Below are 23836 nucleotides of genomic sequence, written 5' to 3' on the forward strand. Positions count from 1 at the left end.
CTCAATTTACAGGTGAGAACCGGCTTGCGCTAAGCCAACCGTTGCAGGTCTGGACGGCCGAATCGAGCCTACAGGGATGTATTAACGGCGTGTTGGCGTGTGTATGCCGGTTCGTGAGCTTTAGTCGCATTTTTTGAGTTAAAAAGGAACACCATGTCAATTAGCAGTACCATTAAATCCATCCAAGACATTATGCGTAAAGACGTTGGCGTAGATGGTGACGCCCAGCGCATTGGCCAGCTGGTCTGGATGCTGTTTTTAAAAATCTATGATGATAAAGAGCAGGAATGGGAGTTATTCGGCGATTACAGCTCACCCATTCCAGAGCACTTGCGCTGGCGCAACTGGGCAGCCAATGCCGAAGGCATTACCGGTGACGAGTTAAAGCAGTTTATCGATAACGAACTGTTCCCGGCTTTACAGAACTTGCAGCCAAAAGGCGATGATCAGCGTGCTTTTGTAATTAAAAGCGTGTTTGAAGATGCCTACAACTATATGAAGTCTGGTCAGCTGCTACGGCAGATGATCAACAAAATTCAGGAAGGGATCGATTTTAATAAAGCACAGGAACGCCATTTATTCGGTGACATGTACGAGCAAATACTGCGTGACTTGCAAAACGCCGGTAACGCCGGTGAGTTTTATACCCCGCGCCCGGTTACCGAGTTTATGGTACGGATGGTTGGCCCTAAGCTGGAAGACAAGGTGCTTGATCCGGCCTGTGGTACGGGTGGCTTTTTAACCTGTACTATCGAGCATAAGCGCAAACATTACGTTAAAACTCCCAGCGACGAGCAAGTGCTGCAAAACAGTATTTTTGGAGTGGAGAAAAAGCCATTGCCACACTTACTGGCCACCACCAATATGATTTTGCATGGTATTGAAGTACCGTTTCAAATTCGCCATGACAACACCCTGGCCAGGCCACTAATTAGCTGGGGGCCCAAAGAGCGGGTCGACTGCATTATTACCAACCCGCCGTTTGGTGGCATGGAAGAAGACGGCATAGAAACCAACTTCCCGCAGGCACTGCGTACCCGCGAAACCGCCGATTTGTTTATGACGCTGATTATCCACCTGCTAAAAGACGGTGGCCGCGCCGCCGTAGTGCTGCCAGACGGCTTTTTATTTGGCGAGGGCATGAAGTCGCGCTTAAAAGAAAAGCTGCTGGAAGAGTGCAACCTGCACACCATAGTGCGGCTGCCCAATGGCGTGTTTAACCCTTACACCGGCATTAAAACCAACCTGCTGTTTTTTACCAAAGGCACACCGACCAAAGACATTTGGTTTTACGAACATCAATATCCAGAGGGCGTTAAAAACTACAGCAAAACCCGGCCAATGCGTATTGAAGAATTCGCAGTGGAAGAAGCCTGGTGGGGCAGCGCAGCCGATGGCTTTGCCACACGGGAAGAAAACCAGTTTGCCTGGAAGGTTTCGGTCGCAGATATAAAAGCCCGCAACTACAACCTCGATTGCAAAAACCCGCATATTGGCGAGTTAATAAGCCATGACCCGGAAGAGTTGTTAGCCAGTTATGCCCAACAGCAGCAGGAAATACAGCAGCTGCGCGACCAGCTAAAAAGCATTCTGGCCGAAGCCCTGGCTCCAAGCCATGCCAAGGGTGAAAAGTCACCTACCAGTGGCAAGGGTGGAAACTAGCATGGCAGTGCAAGTTGAACAGCTAATTACCGAGCATTTAGATCTGTGGTCACAGGCACAAACCGCCAAAAGTACCAGCGGCCGTGGCAGTAACAACAAGATTGAGCTAACCGGAATTAAAAAGCTGCGTGAGCTAATTTTAGAACTTGCTGTGCGCGGCAAATTAGTTCCGCAAGACCCAAATGACGAACCGGCCAGTGAGCTGTTAAAGCGGATTGCCACTGAAAAAGAAGCATTGATAAAAGCGGGTAAGCTTAAAAAGCAAAAGCCACTGTCGCCGATTACGGATGATGAAAAGCCCTTTGAGATCCCAAAAAGTTGGCAATTTTCTTACCTTGGCGATCTGGGTAATACTCAAACTGGTTCAACACCAAGTAAAAGTGATCCTGAATTATTTGGTTCTGATGTGCCCTTTATTAAGCCAGGGGATATTTCTGAATGGGGTATTTCGTATGATGGAGAATTTCTTTCTCAAAAAGGGGCTACAAGCCTTGGGCGATTAGCAACACCAGGGTCAATTTTGATGGTTTGTATAGGCACTATCGGTAAATGTGGTTTGATAGAAAGAGAGTGTGCTTTTAACCAGCAGATCAATTCAATTACTCCTTATGTAAACATCTCAGATTATTTGCTGATTGCTCTGAAAGCAAAGTATTTTCAGATGTCAGCTTGGGCGTCATCTTCAAGTACTACGATCGCAATTCTGAACAAAAATAAATGGTCGCATTTGGTTGTCCCACTCCCTCCTGTGGGTGAACAAAATCGAGTTGCATCAAAAGTCGACGAGCTAATGGCTCTTTGCGATCAACTGGAACAGCAAAGCTACCAGCAGCTCGATGCTCATAACCAACTAGTTGATGCCTTACTGGCTACCTTAACCCAAAGCCAGAACGCCGACGAACTGGCCAGCAATTGGCAGCGCCTAGCCGCGCACTTTGATACCTTGTTTACCACCGAATACAGCATTAACGCGCTAAAACAAACCATTCTGCAACTGGCAGTAATGGGCAACCTGTGCAAACAAGACCCCAACGACGTACCCGCCAGCGAACTGCTCAAACGCATTGCCGCCGAAAAAGAAGCTCTGGTAAAAGCCGGTAAAATCAAAAAACAAAAACCACTACCGCCAATTAGTGATGACGAAAAACCGTTTGAACTGCCGGATGGGTGGGAGTGGGTGAGATTAGCAGATATTTCTTATCAAATTACTGACGGTGCGCATCATACACCTGTGTATATTGAGCAAGGAGTCCCATTTATATCTGTCAAAGACCTAAGCAAAGGATTTATTAACTTTTCAAATACAAGATATATTTCCAAGGAGCAACATGCAGAACTCACCAAAAGATGTAATCCAAAACGAGGGGATCTACTTCTAACAAAAGTTGGAACGACAGGTATACCTGTTCTTATAGACACCGATCTAGACTTCAGTATTTTCGTTAGTGTCGCCCTTGTTAAATTCTCTACAGCGAATATTAATGGTGATTTTCTCGTTTACTTGTTCAACTCACCACTTGTAAAAAAACAGTCTGATGAGGGAACTCAGGGGGTCGGCAATAAAAATTTGGTTTTAAAAACCATATCTAGTTTTTTAATCCCAATACCGCCCTTTAAAGAGCAGGTTAGAATTCGAGAGAAATTAAATCAAGTAATGGATATGTGTCATACACTTTCTGAAAAACAGAGAGTTGTTATACAAACACAAACTGTTTTAGCTGATGCTTTGGTTGCGCAGGTAGTGGCATGATCGAAAAAATCAGAATTTCCCTTTGGGATATATTTACCTTTTTCATGACTGGCGTTTTTGCACTAATCGTCACACTTTCGGTATTGGCGCTAACTGGCCGATTGCCTAAGCATGACGTTGTAATCGATTTTGTGATCAAGTTGCCAACAACTTACATTATTGTAGTTGCGCCAATTGTTCTGACTTTACTTGGTTTATTAATTGAACCAATGGCAAACTTTTTTGAGAGATATATAGGAAAACATCTATATTTCTGGCTCAAGCTGAACAAAGCAGAGCGATATTCAGATGAAGTAGTGATGAAGGACTATATCAAAAACCACTGCTTTGGCGATCTGAATAATCGTATCGAAAATCCCTACCATCTTTGCAAGGACTATGTCGAAACAAAGCAGTTAAGCACTACCTTTATGGTGTTTTTAGCTCGTTATGGCTTCTACCGGAATTGTAGTTTCATAGTTTTAGTAGCTGGTATATTTTATTTTGTGGATAACCTCGATGGCGCTTCATTCCTGTTGATGCTGCTTAGCTTTTTAATCAGTGCGCTGTTAACCAAACGAGCAAATGAGTTTTATAGCTACCAGGGCCCGGCAGTATACAATGCTTTCCTGATAGATCATCTAAACTGGCCAGCACAGCAGATGGCAAAAGTACAAAAGCAAACTGAAAAGCCAACAGAAAACCAGGACTAGTTTAAAATGGAATTAAAAGGACTTTTAGAGCGTGGGTATTTCCCGAAAGAATTACCAAGACCGTTTACAACAACACCTTTTGCAGAAGTGATGTATTCTTGGTCTATTTTGTTTGGATCGTCTACTTTCCTTGGTCATTTTGGCAAGCCGATTGTTAAAGAATCCCGTATTCCAGTTGCTAAAGAGGTCTTTTATTCATTAGCTAGAGGGGGCTTACAACGCCGTCAATTGAGTATCTGTAACCCTATCTTGTTTTATTTATTGGCACGTGAACTAGTAAGCCATTGGGCAGAGATCAAACCTCTTGTTTCAGGTTCAAAATTTGCTGCCACTGAGCCTGAATTTAAAAAAGATGGCCGAGCTATTAATGGTAAATATCCTCAAAACGCTAGGGCCGAATTAGCTAGGAAGAATCGAATTGGCGCACGTTATATTTTAACAACTGATATCAGCAGGTTTTATCACAGTATTTATACCCACTCGATTCCATGGGCGTTGCACGGAAAAAAAATTGCTAAGATTAATCGACGGCTGGATAGCTTAGGTAACAAGCTTGATTACTTGGTTCGGCAAGGACAAGATGGGCAAACTGTTGGGATACCAATTGGCCCTGATACTTCGTTAGTCATTGCAGAGTTATTAATGCACCGTGTAGATAGTGAACTGGCAAAAAAGTTTCCTGACACAAAAGGGCACAGATTCATTGATGATTACGAAATTAGTTTTATGAATCGTGATGAAGCTGAACGTGCTTATCATATTCTTGATGCTAACCTTGCAGAGTTTGAATTAGCGCTAAATACAAAGAAAACTTACATAACTGCGCTGCCAGCCAGACTTGAAGAGCACTGGGTTACTGAATTACGACGGTTTCAATTTCGTTCTAGTGCTAGTGGTCAGGCTGCTGATTTAGAGGCATATTTCTCGTTAGCATTTGAGTTACATAACCAATACCTGAATGATGCTGTTATGCAGTGGGCTATATCGTGTCTGAGATCAATTCAACTACACGAAGAAAACTGGGAATTATTTCAAAGACTTTTAATGCTTTGCGTGGCACCTGAACCTGCTTGTTTACCATTTGTGCTTGAGCAACTCCTTCTTCGTAAGCATAAGCACCCAGATGTACTCAAAGAAGAAATGGCGTTTTTGCTGAATAAGTTAATTATTGAGCATGCCGAACTTCGGCATTCAAGTGAAGTAGCAAACTCGCTATGGGGATGTTTGGCACTTCAAATTGAAATTAGTCAAGAGGCATGTAACAAAGTCTCTGCTTGCCGGGATTCTTGTATTGCGTTGTTAGCTTTGGATTGTGAACAGCAAGGACTAGTAGAAATACCGTTAAAAAAAGCCGTCTGGGAAGAATACTTAAATACCGAATCGCTATATGGCGATCAGTGGTTACTTGCTTATGAAGCAAGCTTAAAAGGTTGGCTGAAGCCAAAAAAGGATCTTGATTATGTTGAAAAAGATGCCAGCTTTGCCTTTTTAAAATCTAATAATGTGTTTTTTTACCGGCAGCGTGATAGTTGGGATGATGATGAACTGCCAATAACACCTTCATTTAGACCATACGATGATCAAGTTAATTATTAAATAACAGGTATTTGAAATACCACGATGAACAAGTCGGCAGAAGATTTCGATTCAGTACTGCATTCAGAAAAAATTCTTTATAAGTAATGAATTGAAGATAGGGCTATTGCAGTCCATTGATTAAATGTGAAAAGGAATGTTAATCATTAATGAATGGCGTTTGCCTTTTGTGGAAGAGTTTGAACAGCTATTTGGTAAAAAACGTATTTATGGTAAAAACGAATTACATCCGGGTTGGCAAGAAATTCAAAATTTTTTCAATTCTTTAGAAAAAACATTTTGGACGTCATCGCATTATAGTAGCTTTATAAAAGGTGCTGCATGGTATGCCAGTTTAGAGAAGGGTATTACTTATGAAGGTTCAGCTGATTACGACAGAGGTTTTGTTCGACTTGTTCGCCAGGGGAAATCAGAGAGATATTTCAACAATATTACGGCTGATAATCGGTTCAAATTATCTGACTGTAAGACATATGTTATTGATGAAATAACAGGATTAGAATGGAAGCGTGATGCTGAACTTGAAAGGTGTTCTTGGCGCTCAGCTATTTTGAAGTTCAGTGAAGGAGCTATTAAAGACTCCCGTGATTCAGAATTTGAACAGCGGAAGAATAACTGGCGTTTACCGCATAAAATTGAATTTCTAAGAGTGATGCGTTACGAGGAAGAACTTGGTTTTTTGCTTGATGATATTACAGGAATGTTTTGGTCTTCGGACGATGGTGCTAGCCGTATGATGCCATCTGTCAAACCAGTTTTGTTCAGCACCAATATTACTCCACGTCCTGAAGCACTTCGTGTCAGGTTGGTTCGTAACGCAGTTAGACGAGATAAAAGTGACTCACTTATCAGTCAATTTGAAATCAGTGCTTGCGGTGATTTTGTTACCGATTATGTGAATAAAATTGAGTGGAAACGAAATTCTGAGCCAGGATTTTTTACCTATGATGAAGCGAAAAAGCGTTTTAAAGTACCATCATTTGAAGAGACACTGCGAAGCTACACTTTTTATAGTAAGAGTGATAGTTATAGAGATTGACGAACCTACTAGCCTTAATTTACCCACTTGGGTAACGAAATAATTACCCATGGTTGCATCAGGAAATCCCCTCTGATATTCTCAAGTCGCTTTCGAACCACTAAGCAAAACTCGAAGCAAACAACTGGGTAGCAAAACGGGTAAGTAGGCGTTTTTAAAGAAAACGACATTTAGATTCAGTGAGTTACGCTTCAGTCGGGAGACCTCTCTCTCCGCCAATTAAATGAAAAAGGCCCACGCCAAAAGCGTGGGCCTTTTTCATTTAAGCGTCGAGACGAGGTCTTGACGAGAACCCTATGGTTCGACAAATTCGCCGGGAGCGAATTTGGACGCACTTCAGTGCGGCCCGCAGGGCCAGCACCATGGATGGTGCTGGCAATCCCGACATTACGCCTACTGCATGGGCCTTTTGTTTTAACGCGGCAGAGATCGAGGATTTGGTTCGAACCCTTAGTTCGACCAACTTACTTATCCTCTTTATTGCTATTATCTACCACTATCCTCACCCGCTCATGCGGCATATATTCTTCCGGCTCATCGGGAAAAGCTTCGGCATCGGTATTGGTCATACTTTCCAGGCTACCGGACAATACACCGAATTCATCTTCTAACTCGGGAACACTCTCCAATTCTTTAAAACGTTTAGCGATATAGTCGCCAAGCCATTTATCAAATTCTGGTGTACCAGGTTCTGGTCTGTCTGTTCGCTTTTTCATATCAGGTCCTTAGTGCAAAAGTCACTTTTGCCACCAACGTATAAATAGCCAAGTGACTCATAATGTGACCTCACTTTATTATTAATCGGGTTCATAATTCGGACTTGTTGCGCTCCTATGCTAATAGCATAGGCTTCTGCCGCGATTACAGTTAATTGCGCCGTATTTCCTGTTAGAGGCGTTTTCTCCGGAGAAGATTCAATCATATCTAATCGCAGTTTTCCTGCGCCCCAGGTTGGCCGGCCCAACGATGCGCTACACAACATGCTATGAAACCAAATCGCCAGCTCAAAACGCTTAGGGTAAATGGCGGCATAGCGGCTGGTCCATTGCGGCCAGGACCACATTACTCGCCGATTAGGGTGGGTATCCCACCTCGATAATTGCGCTATGGTTCTACCAGTAATATCTTCAAGTTTTACTGATTCCTGTAAACGTAAAGGCATCTTTGATACTGCCTGCGCGCGGCTTTGCTCCCTTAACTGAGCATAAGTACTATCGGCTAACTGGTGGCTTGGCTGCTTCATATTGCATCCTTGTAATTTAAAGTTAAAAAATAGTAACTTTTAAGGGGCCGCCGAGCAAGTAGAAACTTAAGCACAATGGTTAGCAAATAATAGCTAATCATCATACAGATATGTGTACACATGAATAAAAAAAGCCTGAGTGAGCGCGATATATGCGCCAAGTTTATTAGCCCGGCACTTGTAAATGCGGGACGGGACATGCGTAAACAAGTCCGTGGAGAGGTCGGTTTTACGGATGCACGTATTTATGTCAAAGGCAATCTAACCACCCTTGGTAAATGTAAGCGCGCTGACTATCTTCTTTGTTACAAACCTAATATCCCAGTAGCAATTATCGAAGCAAAGTTTAATCACCCTTCTGTAATAGCGGTATTCAGTTGCTGCTTTTCAGGCAGTAAAAATTTCACTGGCAATGCTAGCAACTTCCGAAACATGAACTATATTCAGAACGAAGCAAGGTGGTACCTGAAATAGGTATATGTGCTTTAGCTAAAGTCTGTGCTGCTTAAAGTAAAAATGTTTAATCTTCTTTGGAGTATTCATTTTGGAAAAGCTGGAAGAATATTTGAACAACATAATCTATAGGCAAGAACAACTGGCCAAAACCATGTTGATTTTAGTTGTTTCAATGGTTGTTGTAGCAGCTTTATTTCTAGTAATTATTTTAACTAGTTACGATGATCATAGTTTTGTTGGTTCGCTTGCAGTCTCCATTTCTGGTTTCATTGTTTCAGTGTTATTGGTCGGAGTTTTTGTAATTATTCGCATTCATTCCTGTATGAATGGTTGTGATTTAATAAAGGTAAGACTGTCGCAAGGGGGACTTATAGCCGCAGAGAAGGCTTTAAGTAGCACGTGTTGTATCAAAGATTTTCCTATTGAAAAAATTAAAACGTTAATACCATCTGGAAAATGATTATGGATAAAGAAACGCTCGCGAATGAATTAAATAGGGTCCAGGAACGTGATAAAAGACACCTTAAAATATTAATAGTTGGCTTGTCACTTCTAACTATTTTTGGGTTTTTTACCGTAGCGTTGCTGATGGATTCTCTGAAAAGTAGATATGAAGCTAAGTTTGAGGATTTTGAGATAAAAACAGAAAATATAACAAGCAATATGTATACGCAACTCGATGTACAGAAGAAAGCGTTTAATGAAATGATTGAGTTGAGAGATGAGATCTTAGATAAATTAAATATGGATGTGAGAACTGTAAGTCAAATGAGCAAAGAGGAAATTGATGAGCTTTGGCTAACAGCATATGTGAAGAGCACTAACAATCGTAAAGATATTATCGAGATGACTGACCAGGTTGCAGATATGTCTAGTACTATTAAAGAGTTAAAAATATCCTTAGCACATTTTGAGCAAACCATGGAAAGAGTTAGTGCGCTAGAGATAGACGCAGAGAACGGTGAAAAAGATCTAAATGGAATTGAAGGAAAATTACAGCAATTGATAGATCGAATTACAGCGTTTGAAAATAAAATAGAGCAAAATCTAGTCGTACAAAAAGCTGAATAACAGAGTGGGTTTTGGCTGCCGTTACAAACTTTGTTTTGACGTTCGACCCGTTACAGCATCAAACAAGCCTTTCAATTCAGACATAGAAACTCCTCTGCTGAACCACACCAATCTAGCGCTGAATGATGACAAACGTAATACGCCTGTTATTTAAGAGACGTTTTCAGGATTAAAAGTAACATTTAGCTGCAAGCATGCAGGCGGGTCGCATTGCTGTCATCTACACTAAGATTTTTAATGTACTACCAGTGGGGATATTTATGGCAAATGAAGGCTATCACGAACCTATAGCAGAACTTAGTGCCGAAACGCGCGACATGCACCGGGCTATCACTTCATTAATGGAAGAGCTGGAAGCGGTTGATTGGTATAACCAGCGGGTTGACGCCTGTAAGGATGAAAATCTGAAAAAGATTCTTATTCATAACCGGGATGAGGAGAAAGAGCACGCCGCCATGGTGCTGGAATGGATTAGGCGAAAAGATCCGCACTTTGACAAACAATTAAAAGACTATTTATTTACCGATAAACCTATCGCGCACAAATAATCCTTGCTCAGCCCTCTTCCGCTTATCCGGGGACGGCTGGTAAACTAGCGAAACTGCCAAAAACCGCCATCCGGTGGTTTTTCACCTTTTGCTTTTCGGAGTGTGCATGCGTAATGTCGTTGCGTGGTTGCTTGCTGCGTGGTTGCCTGCTGTTTCTGCCCAGGCTGCTGTTGTGTTCAGTGATGGCTTTGAAACCAGTGATGGTGAACAGTGGCGCCAGTTAGGTGATTGCCGGGCCTTGCTTGGGGTGCCGCGTTCTGGCGAGATGTCTTTGCGGTGCAAGCCTGGCAACAGTGTAATGTTCAGCAAAGAGGCGATTGGCGAGATGGGCGTGCTGGAGCTATGGCTGCGGCCTGAAACTGCTACAACCTCGTATCGTATTCATGTAATGGTATCCGATTTGCCCTCAGTGAATGCGCTGTGGCAGCCAATTGCCCTGATAGAACATTTGGGAGGGGATGTCAGTTTTAAAGCACATCGGGTATCGATAGATGAGCCTGCCAAACGCTACCTGCGACTTGATATCGAAGTGCTCAGCGGTACCTTGGATCTTGACGATGTGATGGTAGAGCGCATTTTGCTGGCTACGGCGTTACAGAAAAATGAACAGCGCATTGTCAGTGGGATCCTGGACAAATTACGCCAAGATCAAAATATTGCAGTGCAGGCGGAGTCATTCCGCACTCTGGGCGTAAACTATGCTGCTCAGCTGGATTTGCAACGACAATACCTGGAATATGCCAATGCGTTACATTCCGGTATTGCCCTGGCATTGGCGGGCTCTGAGCGCAACCGAATGTCTAACCCGATGGCTTATGCCAGCTTTCGTAGTATTGTCACCGATGCCAGACGTGTTTCAACGCCATTGCAACAAGCACGGCTGAATTCGATGCTAAAGCCCTTTGGTGACCTGGTTACGGCCAGTTTAAATGTGGTTAGTGCCGGTGCTTACTCTGCCTTTGCCGAGCCGTTTAAGTCGTTTCTTGCCTCGAGTTTTGATAAAAGTAACTACAATGACGCCGGTTTAAGCCGGGCCGATCGAAAATTCGCTGAACACAATGGCCTGAAAATTTATCAGGATGCTGAGCGTTTTTTAGCCGAGCTGGAAAAAGAACTGACCCAGGTAGCGGCTTTAGATAATGAACTGATTAATATTCAGAAGAGTGTTGATAATTTTCGCCGTGAGCTGGATAAACAGCTACGAGCGACGTTGCAACACGCCAGTATGGCTCGTTCGCAGGAAACCGTAAGCCGGGCCTTGAGCAAGGACGAGATGGCCCGCAAAAAGCTGATGGACGACGTGGCTGGTAATATTACCCTAACAGCCAATAGTTACCTGAACGAAGGCAATAATACCGAGCTTATTCGTTATATTCTGAAAACATCAGAACAACTGGAACAAACTCAAAGTTATAAAGATCAGTTTAATCAAATCACCTCAGCGGTGCTGACCTACTATGATCGCTTTGAGCGTTCAGTGAATCCCAGTCAGAACCCGTTCTCCGATCCTGCTGATAAACACATCTGGGAAAATCACGCCCTGAAGGCCCGGGGTTATTTGCAGCAGTCAAAAGAGTCATTTAACCGGGCCTATTTGTAAGATTGTAAGCACCAGGCGTGCGGGGTACAAATGCGTGTTAATGACGAGACAGCTACTCCGGTATAAATGTGACAATAAAGTACTGACAAAACCAATTTTATTTCACAATTCAGCTTAAGCTCAGTTTGGGCGACCTAAGCTTAGCCTGTATTCGCGGTTTTAGAGGGATACCTTTATCAGGTATTGACTATCAGCTATTGGCTGGCCGCTATTTTTTTGCTGCTATTTATTGACAGTGCAGGAGTTTGCTATGAGTGTTTCTAAACAAAGTGATGTACCGCAACACCCGTTTTTTTATCCGCAGAATAATACGGTTGACTTAACCCGGCAAGAGCGCACCGCATTAAGCCTGGTATGGAACGATAATAAGACTGATACCATAAGGTCTGCTCAGGACGAATCCGGCACGGCGCATTGTGCGGTGTTGGGCTATAACTGATGTGTCGTTAAGCTGTACTTGCCTGAAGCTGAGGCTGTGTTTAAAATCGGCGTTTTACGGTTTATCCGGCGGCGCTGATCTGGCCAGCCCCGGTTGTATGAGAGCAGGCATGAATAAAAATTATATTACCAATGGTATCGCGGCGCTAATTGTAGCTGCTGGCTGGTTTTGGCAGCAACCACTGCTGCTGAGTGTGGGCTTGTTTGCCTTATCTGGCGCGCTTACTAACTGGCTTGCCGTGCATATGTTGTTTGAAAAAATACCCCTGTTATACGGCTCCGGGGTAATTCCGGCCCGCTTTGCTGAGTTTAAAGCCGGTATTTATCAGCTGGTGATGACCCAGTTTTTCAGTAGCGATAATATTGAACGTTTTATCAGCGACAGACAACAGACCGCCAGTCCGTCATTTGATTTTCAACCTGTTATAGAAAATACCGACTTATCTCCTGCCTTCGATTCCCTGCTAAACGTGGTTGAGCAATCGTCGTTTGGTAACATGCTGAATATGTTTGGCGGCAGTGCGGCGCTATTGCCGCTAAAAGAGCCGTTTATTGCCAGGTTAAAAGATGCTCTGACCGACATATCCCGCAGTGATGAGTTTGAGCAGCTCGTTCTGGCGCAGCTTGATCAACCTGAGCAGCTACAGAATATCCGGGGGCAGGTAGACACCATTGTCCAACAACGGCTGCAGGAGCTCACGCCTGAGCTGGTAAAAGAGATTATTCAGCAGATGATCCGCCAGCACCTGGGCTGGTTAGTGGTATGGGGTGGGGTATTCGGAGGTGTAATTGGCTTACTGGTGGCTTTTATCCCGTGAGCAGTAAGCTGCCAGTGCCTGTTGTGGCACTGGCTGACGCTTTATTTATTGTGCTGCGGTGTTAGTGTTTACTTTTTGGGTAGCGGCATAAGCTTCTACTTCGCGCCATACCCGCAATAGGTTGCCAGATAAAATCTTATCAATATCGTTTTCACTGTAACCGCGCTCAAGTAAACCTTGGATCAGGTTAGGATAACTGGCCACATCTTTTAAGCCAACAGGCAGAGAATCTCCGACGCCATCATAGTCTGAACCGATCCCAACATAATCAATACCTATCAGTTTTACCACATGGTCAATATGGTCCAGTACGGTATCTAAGGTTGCAAACGGATAGGGGTTTTTCTTGCGAAACGCTATTTCGAATGCATCATCATCCGCCACGTTGGCCCGCTTGGCTGCCGCTTTACGTAGGGCACCATACTGATTCGCCATGGCGGTAACAAAAGAAGAACCAAAGTTGATCTGGACGACACCGCCATTTTTCGCTAATGCTCTGAGCATATCGTCGTCCATATTGCGCTCAAAACCAGGGGTATAGCTTCGTAGCGAAGAGTGGGACGCAATCACCGGCACCTTGCTTAAGCTGACAACCTGATAAAACGCATCATCGGATACATGTGAAATATCAATCATCATGCCGATATTATTCATCGCCACCACTAACTCTTTACCGAATGGGCTTAAGCCCTGCCAGCGGCGACGTAAATCGTAACTGGAATCAGAAATATGGTTGCTCTCAGAGTGTGCCAGGGTAATGTAGCGAATGCCGCGCTGATAAAAATGACGTAAATTGGCCAGATCTCCACCGATGGGCGTGCCGTTCTCCATGCCGAGCGCTAACGAAATTTTTTCAGAACCAAACTGCTGTAGCACGTCGTCAGTGTTATAAGCCATGGCGAACCTGGCAGGCGCCCGGCCAACTAAAGCTTCCATGCCGTCAATCAATTGGTTGGCCAGCTGATACCCCCCGCCCGTGCGCTCGTACGATGCCGGAATGTAAATGGACATAAAGGGCGCATTTAAGCCGCCTGCACGCGCACGCGGGTAATCAAACTCGCCGCGGTCGGTGGCCTGACTGACATCTTCCCAGTCTTTATGCAAGCGGTAAGGTACGTCGATATGGGTATCGACAATGATACGTTGCTGGGCTATCTGACGCGCCAGTTGCTCGGTAGTTAATGCAGAGCCAGCTGCCTGCGGAGTTGACGAGCCCTGGCTGCTGCAGGCGGTTAATCCAGTGCTAAGCAATGCGCTACACAGAATGGATAGCGGAAACGAAAGGCGGGTTTTCATTATTGGTTCCTTGTTAATAAAACGGCTGGCCATAATATGCTATGCTGCGCCTTGAAAATCCAGTCCGGAGTTGATGTTATGTTACGCCTGCTTGCCCTGTGTCTGTTTTTATTGTTGCCATTAGTTAGTGTGGCAGACAATAAGGTTAATTTAGAAACGACGATGAAAAACATGGGGTTGGCACTAAAACAGGCCAGAGAAGCGGACAGCCCGCAAGCGGCACAGCATTATATCAGTGAACTTGAGACGCTGACTGAGCAGGCAACAAGGGCGCAGTTTCCTGAGGATAAAGCACAACTCTACCTTGAGGGCCTGCGAAAAGTGCAATTAACTTTACAAAGTGCTCAACTTGCCGCCGCTGCCGGTGACAACGCTAAGCTGCAGCAGACGCTGGCCGAAGTAGAGCAGCTGCGTAAACATTATCATAAGCAACGTAAAGTGAGTTTCTGGCAATTATTATTTGGTTAGTGGCTGCCATAAAAAAACCATCCGGCGGATGGTTTTTTTGACTGTGGGCATTAACTTAGCCGGCCAGACCAACGTAGACGTTCTGCACATCATCATCCGCATCAATGGCATCAAGAAAGGCTTCTACTTCAGCACGTTGCTCATCGTTTAAACTTACCGGGTTGTTGGCACGGTATACCAGTTTGGCGGTTAGCACGTTATAGCCAAACTCCGGCAGGGCCTTGGCCACCATGTCTAAGTCGGTTGCTTCGGTTAAAAACACCACTTCATTTTCGTCGGCGTCATCATTCGTTTCGAAATCCTGAGCTCCGGCTTCGATTGCCGCCAGTTCGATATCGGCATCAGCGCTGCTGGCTTCTGCTTCAATCTGCCCCAGATGTTTAAAATCCCATGATACCGCACCTGACGTGGCGAGCTGACCTTTGCGGAATAATTGGCGAATACTTTGCGCACTGCGGTTTTTATTGTCCGTTAAACACTCAACAATAACGGGTACCTGATGGGGGGCAAAACCTTCATAGACCACTGTTTCATAGTTGGCCGGGCCATCCAGTAAACCGGCGCCCTTTTTGATGGCCCGCTCCAGGGTATCTTTAGGCATCGAGGCTTTTTTCGCGGTTTCAATGGCAGAGCGTAATTTGGAGTTCATATCCGGATCGGCGCCATTACGCGCGGCAACCGCAATTTCTTTTGCCAGCTTGGTAAAAATACGGCCTTTGGCGTTCGCCGCGTCTTGTTTATGTTTGGCTTTCCATTGTGCGCCCATCGTCGCGCTCCTGTAATCTAAGTAGTAAATCGAACAGGGCGCTAGTCTAGCCAATTGCAGGCTTTTATAGCAAGCTTAAGCAGGCTAATCCGCGATTCAATTTTTACGCGGTTTAAATATACGCCTGAGTACCAAACTAAATGGCCAACATTTACGTTTAACATCGGGCAACTCGCGACGGCAATGATTACGACAATTATTAGACAGCAGGCAGAGAAATATGGCAGTAACTCCAATTAAAGCAGTGGTGTTTGATCTGGACGGCACCCTGGTTGATTCCCGGCTCGATTTTGCTGCTATATGCAACGATATCGGCTGGCCTGCCGGTACGCCGCTGTTAGAGCAACTGGCAACCGTCAGTTGCCTGACAGAAAAATCACGGGTCGAGCAGATTATTCATCAACATGAACTGGCAGGAGCAGACGCAGCCAGCTGGATCCCGGGCGCACTGGAGAGTCTGCAGCAATTAACCGAACAGGGCTGGCCGCTGGCTATTTTAACCCGCAATATGCGCGCTGCTACCCAGCGGGTTATCGAACGCTTGCAGATCCCAATCAGTCTGGTATTAACCCGGGAGGATTGCGCAGCCAAGCCTGATCCTGCCGGCTTGCAGTTAATTGCCAAGCAATTGCAATTAAGCTGTGCCGAAATATTATACGTTGGTGACTATTTATTCGATTTACAAGTCGCTGCCAATGCCGGTAGCCTCTCGTGTCTTTATCTTAATGGGGCTAATCAGCAGTTTGTCAGCCAGGCCGACTTTCATATCAGCCACTTTAATCAGTTACCTGCGCTGGTCAGCAAGTTAAGCGGGCATTCGTAATATATTGTACCGTTCTGGTACTGTGGTGCCTGGGGCGGGTACTGCGCGCCCAACGCTGCTTTATCGCGCTATTTAGTTGCATTTTGGCCCCCATAGACCCTATATTAGCGCCATAATTATAAAATAATCAGGGTAGATACGTTTGCAGGCACGGTTGAAAAGCAATTTTTATCTGGCAATGATAAGCCTGGTTGGGCTGATAATTATAGTATTTCTGACGCCGTATGGAATTTACCGGTTGCTAAGTGGCAATATTGTCGTCGGTATTGCGGATCTTGTTATGGTGCTGGTTAGTATTTGCAGTGTCATTTATGCCTGGCGAACAGACAATACCAAGGGCCCTGGTTTTTTTATGGCGGTGGTATTTTGTATTGGCGTGACGGTGGTATGCATTAAGCTGGGGAGTGATGGTTTATTCTGGCTGTATCCTTTTATTGTGTTTATTTTTTTTCTGGTGTCACCTATCAAAGCGTTAGTACTGTTGTTGCTGTCGTTATCTGTGCTGGTCGGTTTCGCATTATTTAATCCGGGGCAGATTTTTGCCAGTAGCTTTCAGTTGATTTCATTTACCGTAACCTGTTTCATTACCAGTTTGTTTGCTTATCTTTTTGCTTACCGTACCCTGACCCAGCGCGAAGCGCTGCGAACGCTGGCTACAACTGATAGCCTGACCGGGGCCGCAAACCGCAGAACCTTAGATGAAGCGTTGATTGCTGCCATTAGTCAGTACAAAAGGAATGGTGCGCAATTTGGTTTAATGTTGCTTGATCTGGATTATTTTAAACACATTAACGATAACTTTGGGCACAAAACCGGTGACAACGTGTTGATGGAACTGGTACCGATCCTGAAAAATATGGTGCGACAGCACGATATCGTATTCCGGTTTGGTGGCGAAGAGTTTGTGGTGTTGGTGACGGATATTGGCTCAGCTGATTTGGATAAGTTGGCAGAAAAACTGCGCGCCGGGGTTGAACAAAAACTGGTATTACCCGGCGGACAACACGTTACTGTGTCAATAGGCGTGGCCATGTTACAAGCTGATGAAGACTGGGAAGCCTGGTTACACCGGGCAGATATGGCGTTATACCAGGCTAAAAATCTGGGGCGAAATAAGGTTATTACTGGCTAGTTACACCAGTTTTCGCTGGCCAGGTACGGCCGCAAAATAGGTGCCATACTGTTCATTACCTGTAATGGCAGGGCAGAAGTGAAGCTAAATTGTTCGCTGTCAGCATCCGGTACATATGCGGTTAGCACCCCAAAATGTTGATCTCCAAGATAAAAAACAAAGGTCGCTGTCCGGTTTAAGGCTTTGGAACTGATCTGCTGCCCTTTGGCATTGAGCTGTACCATGCGGTTATCCCCCGTACCGGTTTTACCGCCGATAACCACAGTGGCGCTGTCATAGCTATTGTTTAAACGTCGGCCGGTTCCATCACTTACCACCTGTTGCAAGGCCGCTTTTACGGCTGCTGCCACTTCAGGGGCTAACACCTGTTGTGCTTGCGACGGTTGGCGCCTGAATTCTGTGTGATATGGGGTATTCGTGGCAAAAGTCAGCTCATCAATACGGATTGTCGGCGCCCGTTTGCCGTTATTAATAACAATACCGAGTAACTCAGCCAGTGCCGTGGGTCTGTCCCCCGAACTGCCCAGCGCGGTGGCCAGGGAGGGGACTAAATAATCAAACGGATAACCCAAACGTTGCCAGCGCTGATGCAGATCCCAGAATGCTTCTATTTCCAGCATAGTGCGGATGCGATTATCCCGGGCGCTGCGAAAACGGGTTTTAAACAACCACTGATATACTTCCTGTCTTGTGTTGCTGCTAGCCGTAACGGCCATTTGTTGCGTTGCGTCCGGTGTACGGTTCAAGTAAGCCAGTAACCACAACTCCAGCGGGTGGCTGCGGGATAAATAGGCCCGGTCTGGCAAATTAAACGCCTTTGGCTGATATTTATCATACAGTTTCAGCCAGTCATTATCTGAGCCGGTGCTCCCAAACTGCTGCTGCATCAAGCTGATAAATTGTTCTGGCGTGGCGTCAGGCTGCATATATAAATAAGCCGCCCCCAGCCGTTCCGGGGTCTGCCGACTGCTGGCAATATACAGTTGCAACCGCTGCCCGGCGGTTTTATCACTGTACTTCTGCCAGAAGCGGCGAATAAAAGTGGTGCCTTCGCGGTCGGCAAAGCGGCGCAGATACTCATCACGGCGCGGATTATTATCGTCAGCCAGTAGCTGATAACTGCTGTTTTCGCCATGATAAATACTGTAATTGACGATATCCTGCAGCAAGCGGACGAACGGCAGATTGATCGATTGCTGCAGCGCCTGGGCGATGCTCGGATTTAACCCATTTTCTTCTTTACGGAAGTTATTAAACGTATGTAAACCACTGCCGGTATAAAAACTCTCTTTGGGATCCGCGCTATAGCGCCGCTCTATTGCCGCCTGCAGCATGGTATCAAGCCCGGCGGCGGGGTTATCGATCAGGTAAGATACGGCCCAGGCGGTCAGATTATCTTCAGGTGCAATCGGAATAAACTGCAGGGTATCAGTATGCTCCTCGCCATACAGGCGATGAAGCTCTGCAATAATCTCCAGATAACTAATCAGTACCCGCAGTTTCGCGGTAGAGCCTAACTCCAGTTTACTGGCATCATTCATGTCAAAGGGCTGGTTAGTTGTGTCTGTCTGGACCCGTACTTTATTGCCGTTATCGGTGGCCTGATACAGGGTAAAACTGTATTTAACTTTAGCTTGCTGTTCTGGTTGCAGTAAGCGCTCTGCAAACAGCCCGGCTTGTTCAGCAGCAGCAACGGTGTTGAGTTGGCGTAAATGACGACTGATATCACGCTGTAACTGATTATGTAGCGTGGTCTGGCTGCTTAAATCAAGCCGGTCCAGTTGATACAGGTTTTGCTCAAGCAGTTGACTAAGGCGGGAGCGCACCATGGTAACGGCTTTAAAATCTTCACCCTGCGATGCGGCCGCTGCCGGTTTTCCAGCAAAACGTAGTGGTTGACCGAGCGCTTTACTCGCCAGAGTGGCTGGCAGCACACCTTGCTGCTGCATCAGCCGCAGATGATTGTTTATCAGCTGTTCCAGATCCTGGCGGCCCTGCAGCAGATAATAGGATGGTCGGCGCTGGGCAATGATAAGTGCCATTATCTGCTTAAGTGCCAGCGCCTGCTCATCAGTGTATGGCGCTCCCTGTGTTAATAGCCGGTTGACCCGGATCGGATCTGCTCCAAACCAGGCATACAGGCCTTCGCCCATACCATTAACTTCACCATAAGCCGCTGTCGCCGCTAACGGCACAGTATTGATGTAGTCCAACACGATTTTTTGCCGGCTCTGGCGGGTATCAACGCTATGCTGATATACCCTGACGCTGGCGGATACCAGCTGACGGGCTTTGTCGGCAATACCTGAGGTAAACCCCTGGGGGCTGTGGCGGTATTTTTCCAGTTGGGTTGCCAGGGTGCTGCCGCCAGCAGCATTGGCCGGGATCCCGACTGCCCGCTGCAGCTGCGACCAGATTGCCATACCAAGCCGGGGCAAGTTTATTACCGGGTTTGCATGAAAATGATCCGGTGTCAGCAAGGTCCGGTCTTCAATGAATAACAGACTTTGCACCAGCAACGGCGCAATATTCTGGGCACTGTCAAACTGAAAAGCCGGTGCCTTGTGCTGGTATAGGGGTTCCAGCTGGCAACCCTGAATACGTAAACCAGCCTGGTTTTTTTCTGCATAAGGTGGTGAAAAACCATAGTCGGTATAGTGTCGCAGACTGTCGGAAAACTGGCTTTGTGCGGCAATAGCAAAGCCTGAGCGCTGTAGTTTATCGCTCCATTGCGGCAACTGAGTGTAACCAAAACGCTGATCGAATGGCCCGGCTGCCGGAAATACAATGTGTGACGCCGCGCCCGGCTGCACCTGGTACGTCAGCTTAGCCGCGTACCAGTGCCAGAATGTCGATTGGTAAAAATGGTTACGACTTTCCTGATATAATGCCAGGGCGATTAGCAGCACCAGCAGCACTAGTAGCCGGGGCCAATACCGCACGGGCGGACGCTGCGGCATAATGTGCGGCGCTTCGCGTACATTGTCGAACGTCATGTTGTTGAGTGGCGGCTCGGCATTAAGTGTCGGTTCAATTCTGGTAGATTGGCCCCGTGGTTTACTCATACTGGCAGGTTAGTCTCCGTATTTTTCTTGCTGCAGAGCGGCGGCACGATGTGCCCGCTCTGGATCGGCAGTTAACTGCCAACCCTGTAAATTCTGGTTAATTAACTGATAAAGTGCCGCTATATGTGTTGGCCGGTCGTTTAACGCGCTGATGTACTGGTATTGTTCGCCGCCTGCGTCCATAAAGTATTCGTGATTTTCTTCGCCAATTTCTTCAATGGTTTCCAGGCAATCTGCAGCAAAACCAGGGCAAAATATCTGCACCGATTTAACGCCTTGAGCGGGTAATGCTTTTAAGGTTTCATCGGTATAAGGTTTTAACCATTCTTCGCGGCCAAAACGCGACTGAAAGGTAGTCATATACTCTTCTTTAGCCAGCCCCAGCGCTTCTGCTATCAAGCGGGAGGTTTTATAACATTCACAGTGGTAGGGGTCGCCGTTTAATAAATAGCGTTTTGGAATGCCATGGTAAGAAAACATCAGTTTGTCGCTGCGGCCATGTTCTGCCCAATGATCTTTGATTCGCTCGGCACAAGCGGCAATAAAACCGGTATTATCATGATAGTGCGAGATAAAGCGCAAGTCCGGCAGCCAGCGGCGTCGGGTAAAATCGTTAGCGAGTTCATCAAAGGTCGACCCTGAGGTTGACGCTGAATATTGCGGGTATAATGGCAAAACCAGAATTTTACGTACGCCCTTTGCAAACATCTTGTCCAGCACTGAGCTGAATGAGGGGTTGCCATAGCGCATGGCGAAATCAACCACGACATCGTTTCTGCCATCTTTGGCAAACTCGTTGGCTATAGCGTCAGCCTGCGCTCTGGTATGAAACAGTAATGGCGAGCCTTGCTCGGTAAAAACGGTGGCATAGGCTTTAGCTGAGCGCCGGGGCCGGATCCGCAAAATAACGCCGTTTAAGATAAACCACCAGAGCAGGCGTGGTACTTCTACTACTCTGGGATCGGATAAAAACTGTTTTAAATACCGTCTTAATGCTTTTGGTGTCGGTGCATCTGGCGTACCCAGATTGGTGAGGAGCACCCCGATTTTATCCGGACTGCTGTGCTGGTAATTCGGGTTGTTAATAAAAGCCATAATGGTCACTTTCACATGCTGAAATAAAGAGTCTGGCGATACGCAACAGACAACAGATTGGTTTGGTTAATACAGTGGTGATGGTAGCAGTTTCAGATAATTAAAAGTATTGAAAAACGTGTTATGGTACTGAATTAATGTCCTGACACAGACAAATTATGAATACTGCACAACCGACTTTTACTCGTAAAGTACTGGCCTTTATCATAGCGCTGATCATCGCAGCCGCACTTAGCAGCGTGATGCAAAGCCAGTTTAATTTAGTCGCGATAGCTGCACTGGTCGATCAGTTACCGTTTGGTGACTGGCTTTATACGGTTTGGTTTGATTTGCAGTCGTTTGCTCCAATCATGTTGGTTATTCTGGCTCCGGTGCTGTTGCTGTCGCTCATTGCTGTTCGCTTGTTGCAGCCGCTTATCAACATAAATGCATTGTGGTTGGCCGTGGTTATCACGATGCTGGCGCTGTTGCTGGCACTGAGTTTAATCAACATGCTGGCACCGATGCCAACCTTAATTGCGGCCAGTCGCAGTGTTGCCGGTAGCGTGGCCTTGGCCTTATGCGCTGCTGCTGGCGCCGCAATATATGTCAGTTTAACGCGCAACAGCGAGGCAGCAAATGGATAAATCAATTAAAGATTGGATGCTTTGGGTCATGATGCTATCGGCCACATTGTTATCGACCACCCTGCTATCGAAAAAAGCGCTGGCTTTGCCCTATCAGGTAACAACCGTGGCGGAGGAACTTAACTACCCCTGGTCGCTGGCTTTTATGGCAGACGGCAGTTATTTAGTGACTGAGCGCACCGGTAAGTTAAAGCAGTTATCTGCTGACGGGGCGCTATTAGCTGCGACAGCACCGGCACTACCGGGTTTATACGTAGCGGCGCAGGGCGGTTTACTGGAAGTATTGCTGCCGGCGGCGTTTCAGCAAAACCAGCAGCTGCTACTCAGTTATGTGTGCGGTGATGCTAAGGCCAATACGGTTTGCCTGGCGTCAGCCCGCTGGCAGCAGGGCCAGTTAACGGATATTCAACAGATTTTTATCGCCAAACCTTATCGCCAGGGGGCGGCTCATTATGGCGGGCGCATGCTGCAACTGCCTGATGGCAGCGTGTTACTAACCCTGGGCGATGGCTTTGATTATCGGGAGCAGGCGCAAAACCCTGCTAACCATTTGGGGAAAATAATCCGGCTGCAGCGTGATGGCGCTATCCCGGCTGACAATCCGTTTGTCGGCCAGGCAGGTGTTGCCGGCGAAATCTACAGTATGGGTCATCGCAATGTGCAGGGTATCGTCTGGGATAATGCAACAAAAAATGTGTACAGCCATGAGCATGGCCCACGAGGTGGTGATGAGCTGAATATTATCCAGCCGGGTAAAAATTATGGCTGGCCGGTGGCTACCCGGGGTATTGATTATACGGGTGCCAGAGTGTCACCTTTTCGACAGTACCCAGGCATGCTCGAGCCTATCTGGCACTGGAGCCCTTCCATAGCACCTGCCGGCATGACCTTGTATCAGGGAGAGCTTTTTCCGGACTGGCAAGGGGATTTATTTATTACCGCACTGGCCGGTAGGGCGTTACACCGGTTGCAATTAAAAGAGGGTAAGGTGGTGGCCGAGCACATATTGCTGACCGAACGTAACGACAGGTTACGGGATGTCCGCAGCGGGCCAGATGGTGCCTTGTATCTGCTAACCGACAGTGCAAACGGTCAGCTATTACGCCTGAGCCCGCAATAGGCGCTCAGGCGTACTATAGCGGATTATTAATGCTGATGACCACCTTCGCCATGGGCATGGCCATGGGCTATTTCTTCGGCAGTGGCCGGACGGACATTCAGAATTTCAACTTTAAAGGTCAGGGTTTTGCCAGCCAGCGGGTGGTTGACATCAATCTGTGCTTTGAACATGCCTACTTTTACCACCGTAACCTGGCGCTGGCCTTCTTCGGTCTGGATCCAGGCTTTCATGCCCGGTTTCCATTTTTTGGCGCCATGCAGATATTTTACCTGAATGTCCTGAATCGCATTGGTTTTTACTTCGCCATACGCGTCGGCCGGTGCCAGAGTCAGCTCCAGAGTGTCGCCAGCGGTTTTACCTTCTAAGGCCGCTTCTAACTTAGGCAGCATTTGCTGCTGACCATGCATATAAAGTAAGGGGGCACTGCCGTTAGAGCTTTCCAGCTCGCCGGTTTCATCGCTTAAGGAATAGTGAAACTGGACTACGGCGTTTTCGCTGATATTCATTGCGGTATTCTTTTTAATAAGTGGAG

At 46.4% G+C, this 23836-nt stretch carries 24 protein-coding genes; 17 read left to right on the top strand and 7 right to left on the bottom strand.

Annotated elements, in window-relative coordinates; translation table 11 throughout:
• Positions 1-153 precede the first annotated feature (153 nt).
• The 5 genes from B2Q61_RS00645 to B2Q61_RS00665 all read left to right on the top strand — a co-directional run bounded on the left by B2Q61_RS00645 (position 154) and on the right by B2Q61_RS00665 (position 6739).
• The gene (locus tag B2Q61_RS00645) at positions 154-1662 is read left to right on the top strand and encodes a type I restriction-modification system subunit M (RefSeq protein ID WP_290616785.1); all 1509 of its coding nucleotides are present in this window, start codon (positions 154-156) and stop codon (positions 1660-1662) included.
• 1 nt (position 1663) lies between these two features.
• Complete coding sequence (locus B2Q61_RS00650; protein ID WP_290616783.1) at positions 1664-3412, top strand: restriction endonuclease subunit S; 1749 nt, start codon at positions 1664-1666, stop codon at positions 3410-3412.
• Complete coding sequence (locus B2Q61_RS00655; protein ID WP_290616781.1) at positions 3409-4104, top strand: hypothetical protein; 696 nt, start codon at positions 3409-3411, stop codon at positions 4102-4104. The genes B2Q61_RS00650 and B2Q61_RS00655 overlap by 4 nt, the downstream gene beginning before the upstream one ends.
• 6 nt (positions 4105-4110) lie before the next feature.
• Positions 4111-5700 (top strand): RNA-directed DNA polymerase, encoded by a 1590-nt coding sequence (locus tag B2Q61_RS00660; RefSeq protein ID WP_290616779.1) that lies wholly within the window; start codon positions 4111-4113, stop codon positions 5698-5700.
• Positions 5701-5836: 136 nt separating this feature from the next.
• Complete coding sequence (locus tag B2Q61_RS00665; RefSeq protein WP_290616777.1) at positions 5837-6739, top strand: hypothetical protein; 903 nt, start codon at positions 5837-5839, stop codon at positions 6737-6739.
• Positions 6740-7203: 464 nt separating this feature from the next.
• Here B2Q61_RS00665 and B2Q61_RS00670 read toward each other — a convergent pair whose 3' ends face one another.
• Both B2Q61_RS00670 and B2Q61_RS00675 read right to left on the bottom strand, forming a co-directional pair.
• The gene (locus tag B2Q61_RS00670; protein ID WP_290616775.1) at positions 7204-7455 is read right to left on the bottom strand and encodes a hypothetical protein; all 252 of its coding nucleotides are present in this window, start codon (positions 7453-7455) and stop codon (positions 7204-7206) included.
• Positions 7452-7982, bottom strand: a complete 531-nt coding sequence (locus B2Q61_RS00675) for a hypothetical protein (RefSeq protein ID WP_290616773.1) — start codon at positions 7980-7982, stop codon at positions 7452-7454. The genes B2Q61_RS00670 and B2Q61_RS00675 overlap by 4 nt, the downstream gene beginning before the upstream one ends.
• A gap of 120 nt (positions 7983-8102) precedes the next feature.
• On the opposite strand from B2Q61_RS00675, the gene B2Q61_RS00680 reads away from it, so the two are divergent.
• The 7 genes from B2Q61_RS00680 (at position 8103) to B2Q61_RS00710 (ending at position 12913) form a co-directional block, all read left to right on the top strand.
• Positions 8103-8456, top strand: a complete 354-nt coding sequence (locus tag B2Q61_RS00680; protein ID WP_290616771.1) for a hypothetical protein — start codon at positions 8103-8105, stop codon at positions 8454-8456.
• A 70-nt stretch (positions 8457-8526) separates the two neighbouring features.
• Positions 8527-8898, top strand: coding sequence for a hypothetical protein (locus B2Q61_RS00685; RefSeq protein ID WP_290616769.1), 372 nt, complete (start codon positions 8527-8529; stop codon positions 8896-8898).
• A 2-nt stretch (positions 8899-8900) separates the two neighbouring features.
• Positions 8901-9509, top strand: a complete 609-nt coding sequence (locus B2Q61_RS00690) for a hypothetical protein (protein ID WP_290616767.1) — start codon at positions 8901-8903, stop codon at positions 9507-9509.
• Between the two features lie 260 nt (positions 9510-9769).
• Positions 9770-10057, top strand: a complete 288-nt coding sequence (locus tag B2Q61_RS00695) for a ferritin-like domain-containing protein (protein ID WP_290616765.1) — start codon at positions 9770-9772, stop codon at positions 10055-10057.
• Positions 10058-10163: 106 nt separating this feature from the next.
• Positions 10164-11657, top strand: a complete 1494-nt coding sequence (gene bdpA / locus B2Q61_RS00700; protein ID WP_290616763.1) for a BAR domain-like protein A BdpA — start codon at positions 10164-10166, stop codon at positions 11655-11657.
• A 250-nt stretch (positions 11658-11907) separates the two neighbouring features.
• Positions 11908-12096: a hypothetical protein gene (locus B2Q61_RS00705; protein ID WP_290616761.1), complete on the top strand. Its 189-nt coding sequence runs from the start codon at positions 11908-11910 to the stop codon at positions 12094-12096.
• A 109-nt stretch (positions 12097-12205) separates the two neighbouring features.
• Positions 12206-12913 carry a DUF445 domain-containing protein gene (locus B2Q61_RS00710; protein ID WP_290616760.1) on the top strand — a complete coding sequence of 236 codons (708 nt, stop codon included), beginning with the start codon at positions 12206-12208 and terminating at the stop codon, positions 12911-12913.
• Between the two features lie 45 nt (positions 12914-12958).
• On the opposite strand, the gene B2Q61_RS00715 is transcribed toward B2Q61_RS00710, so the two are convergent.
• Positions 12959-14209: a dipeptidase gene (locus tag B2Q61_RS00715; RefSeq protein ID WP_290616759.1), complete on the bottom strand. Its 1251-nt coding sequence runs from the start codon at positions 14207-14209 to the stop codon at positions 12959-12961.
• Positions 14210-14287: 78 nt separating this feature from the next.
• On the opposite strand from B2Q61_RS00715, the gene B2Q61_RS00720 reads away from it, so the two are divergent.
• Positions 14288-14677, top strand: a complete 390-nt coding sequence (locus tag B2Q61_RS00720; protein WP_290616758.1) for a cytochrome b562 — start codon at positions 14288-14290, stop codon at positions 14675-14677.
• A 55-nt stretch (positions 14678-14732) separates the two neighbouring features.
• Here the strand turns inward: B2Q61_RS00720 and B2Q61_RS00725 are convergent, their stop codons facing one another.
• On the bottom strand, positions 14733-15443 hold the full coding sequence (locus B2Q61_RS00725) for a YebC/PmpR family DNA-binding transcriptional regulator (RefSeq protein ID WP_290616757.1): 711 nt from the start codon (positions 15441-15443) through the stop codon (positions 14733-14735).
• 220 nt (positions 15444-15663) lie between these two features.
• Between B2Q61_RS00725 and B2Q61_RS00730 the strand changes: the two genes are divergently transcribed.
• Complete coding sequence (locus B2Q61_RS00730) at positions 15664-16266, top strand: HAD family hydrolase (protein WP_290616756.1); 603 nt, start codon at positions 15664-15666, stop codon at positions 16264-16266.
• A gap of 154 nt (positions 16267-16420) precedes the next feature.
• Positions 16421-17398 (top strand): GGDEF domain-containing protein, encoded by a 978-nt coding sequence (locus B2Q61_RS00735; protein ID WP_290616755.1) that lies wholly within the window; start codon positions 16421-16423, stop codon positions 17396-17398.
• Here the strand turns inward: B2Q61_RS00735 and B2Q61_RS00740 are convergent.
• Together B2Q61_RS00740 and hemH are read right to left on the bottom strand one after the other, a co-directional pair.
• The gene (locus tag B2Q61_RS00740; RefSeq protein ID WP_290616754.1) at positions 17395-20463 is read right to left on the bottom strand and encodes a transglycosylase domain-containing protein; all 3069 of its coding nucleotides are present in this window, start codon (positions 20461-20463) and stop codon (positions 17395-17397) included. The two genes, B2Q61_RS00735 and B2Q61_RS00740, sit on opposite strands and share 4 nt — an antisense overlap.
• 9 nt (positions 20464-20472) lie before the next feature.
• Entirely contained in the window at positions 20473-21558 is a 1086-nt protein-coding gene (hemH, locus tag B2Q61_RS00745) for a ferrochelatase (RefSeq protein WP_290616753.1), read from the bottom strand.
• Positions 21559-21716: 158 nt separating this feature from the next.
• Here hemH and B2Q61_RS00750 point away from each other — a divergent pair, with 158 nt between their 5' ends.
• A complete protein-coding gene (locus tag B2Q61_RS00750; protein ID WP_290616752.1) occupies positions 21717-22184 on the top strand; it encodes a hypothetical protein in 468 nt (155 codons plus the stop codon).
• Positions 22177-23304 carry a PQQ-dependent sugar dehydrogenase gene (locus B2Q61_RS00755; protein ID WP_290616751.1) on the top strand — a complete coding sequence of 376 codons (1128 nt, stop codon included), beginning with the start codon at positions 22177-22179 and terminating at the stop codon, positions 23302-23304. The genes B2Q61_RS00750 and B2Q61_RS00755 overlap by 8 nt, the downstream gene beginning before the upstream one ends.
• A gap of 26 nt (positions 23305-23330) precedes the next feature.
• Here B2Q61_RS00755 and B2Q61_RS00760 read toward each other — a convergent pair whose 3' ends face one another.
• Positions 23331-23810, bottom strand: a complete 480-nt coding sequence (locus B2Q61_RS00760) for an FKBP-type peptidyl-prolyl cis-trans isomerase (RefSeq protein ID WP_290616750.1) — start codon at positions 23808-23810, stop codon at positions 23331-23333.
• Positions 23811-23836: the final 26 nt, after the last annotated feature.

This window comes from Arsukibacterium sp. UBA5043 (assembly GCA_002415085.1).
Lineage (GTDB): Bacteria > Pseudomonadota > Gammaproteobacteria > Enterobacterales > Alteromonadaceae > Alishewanella.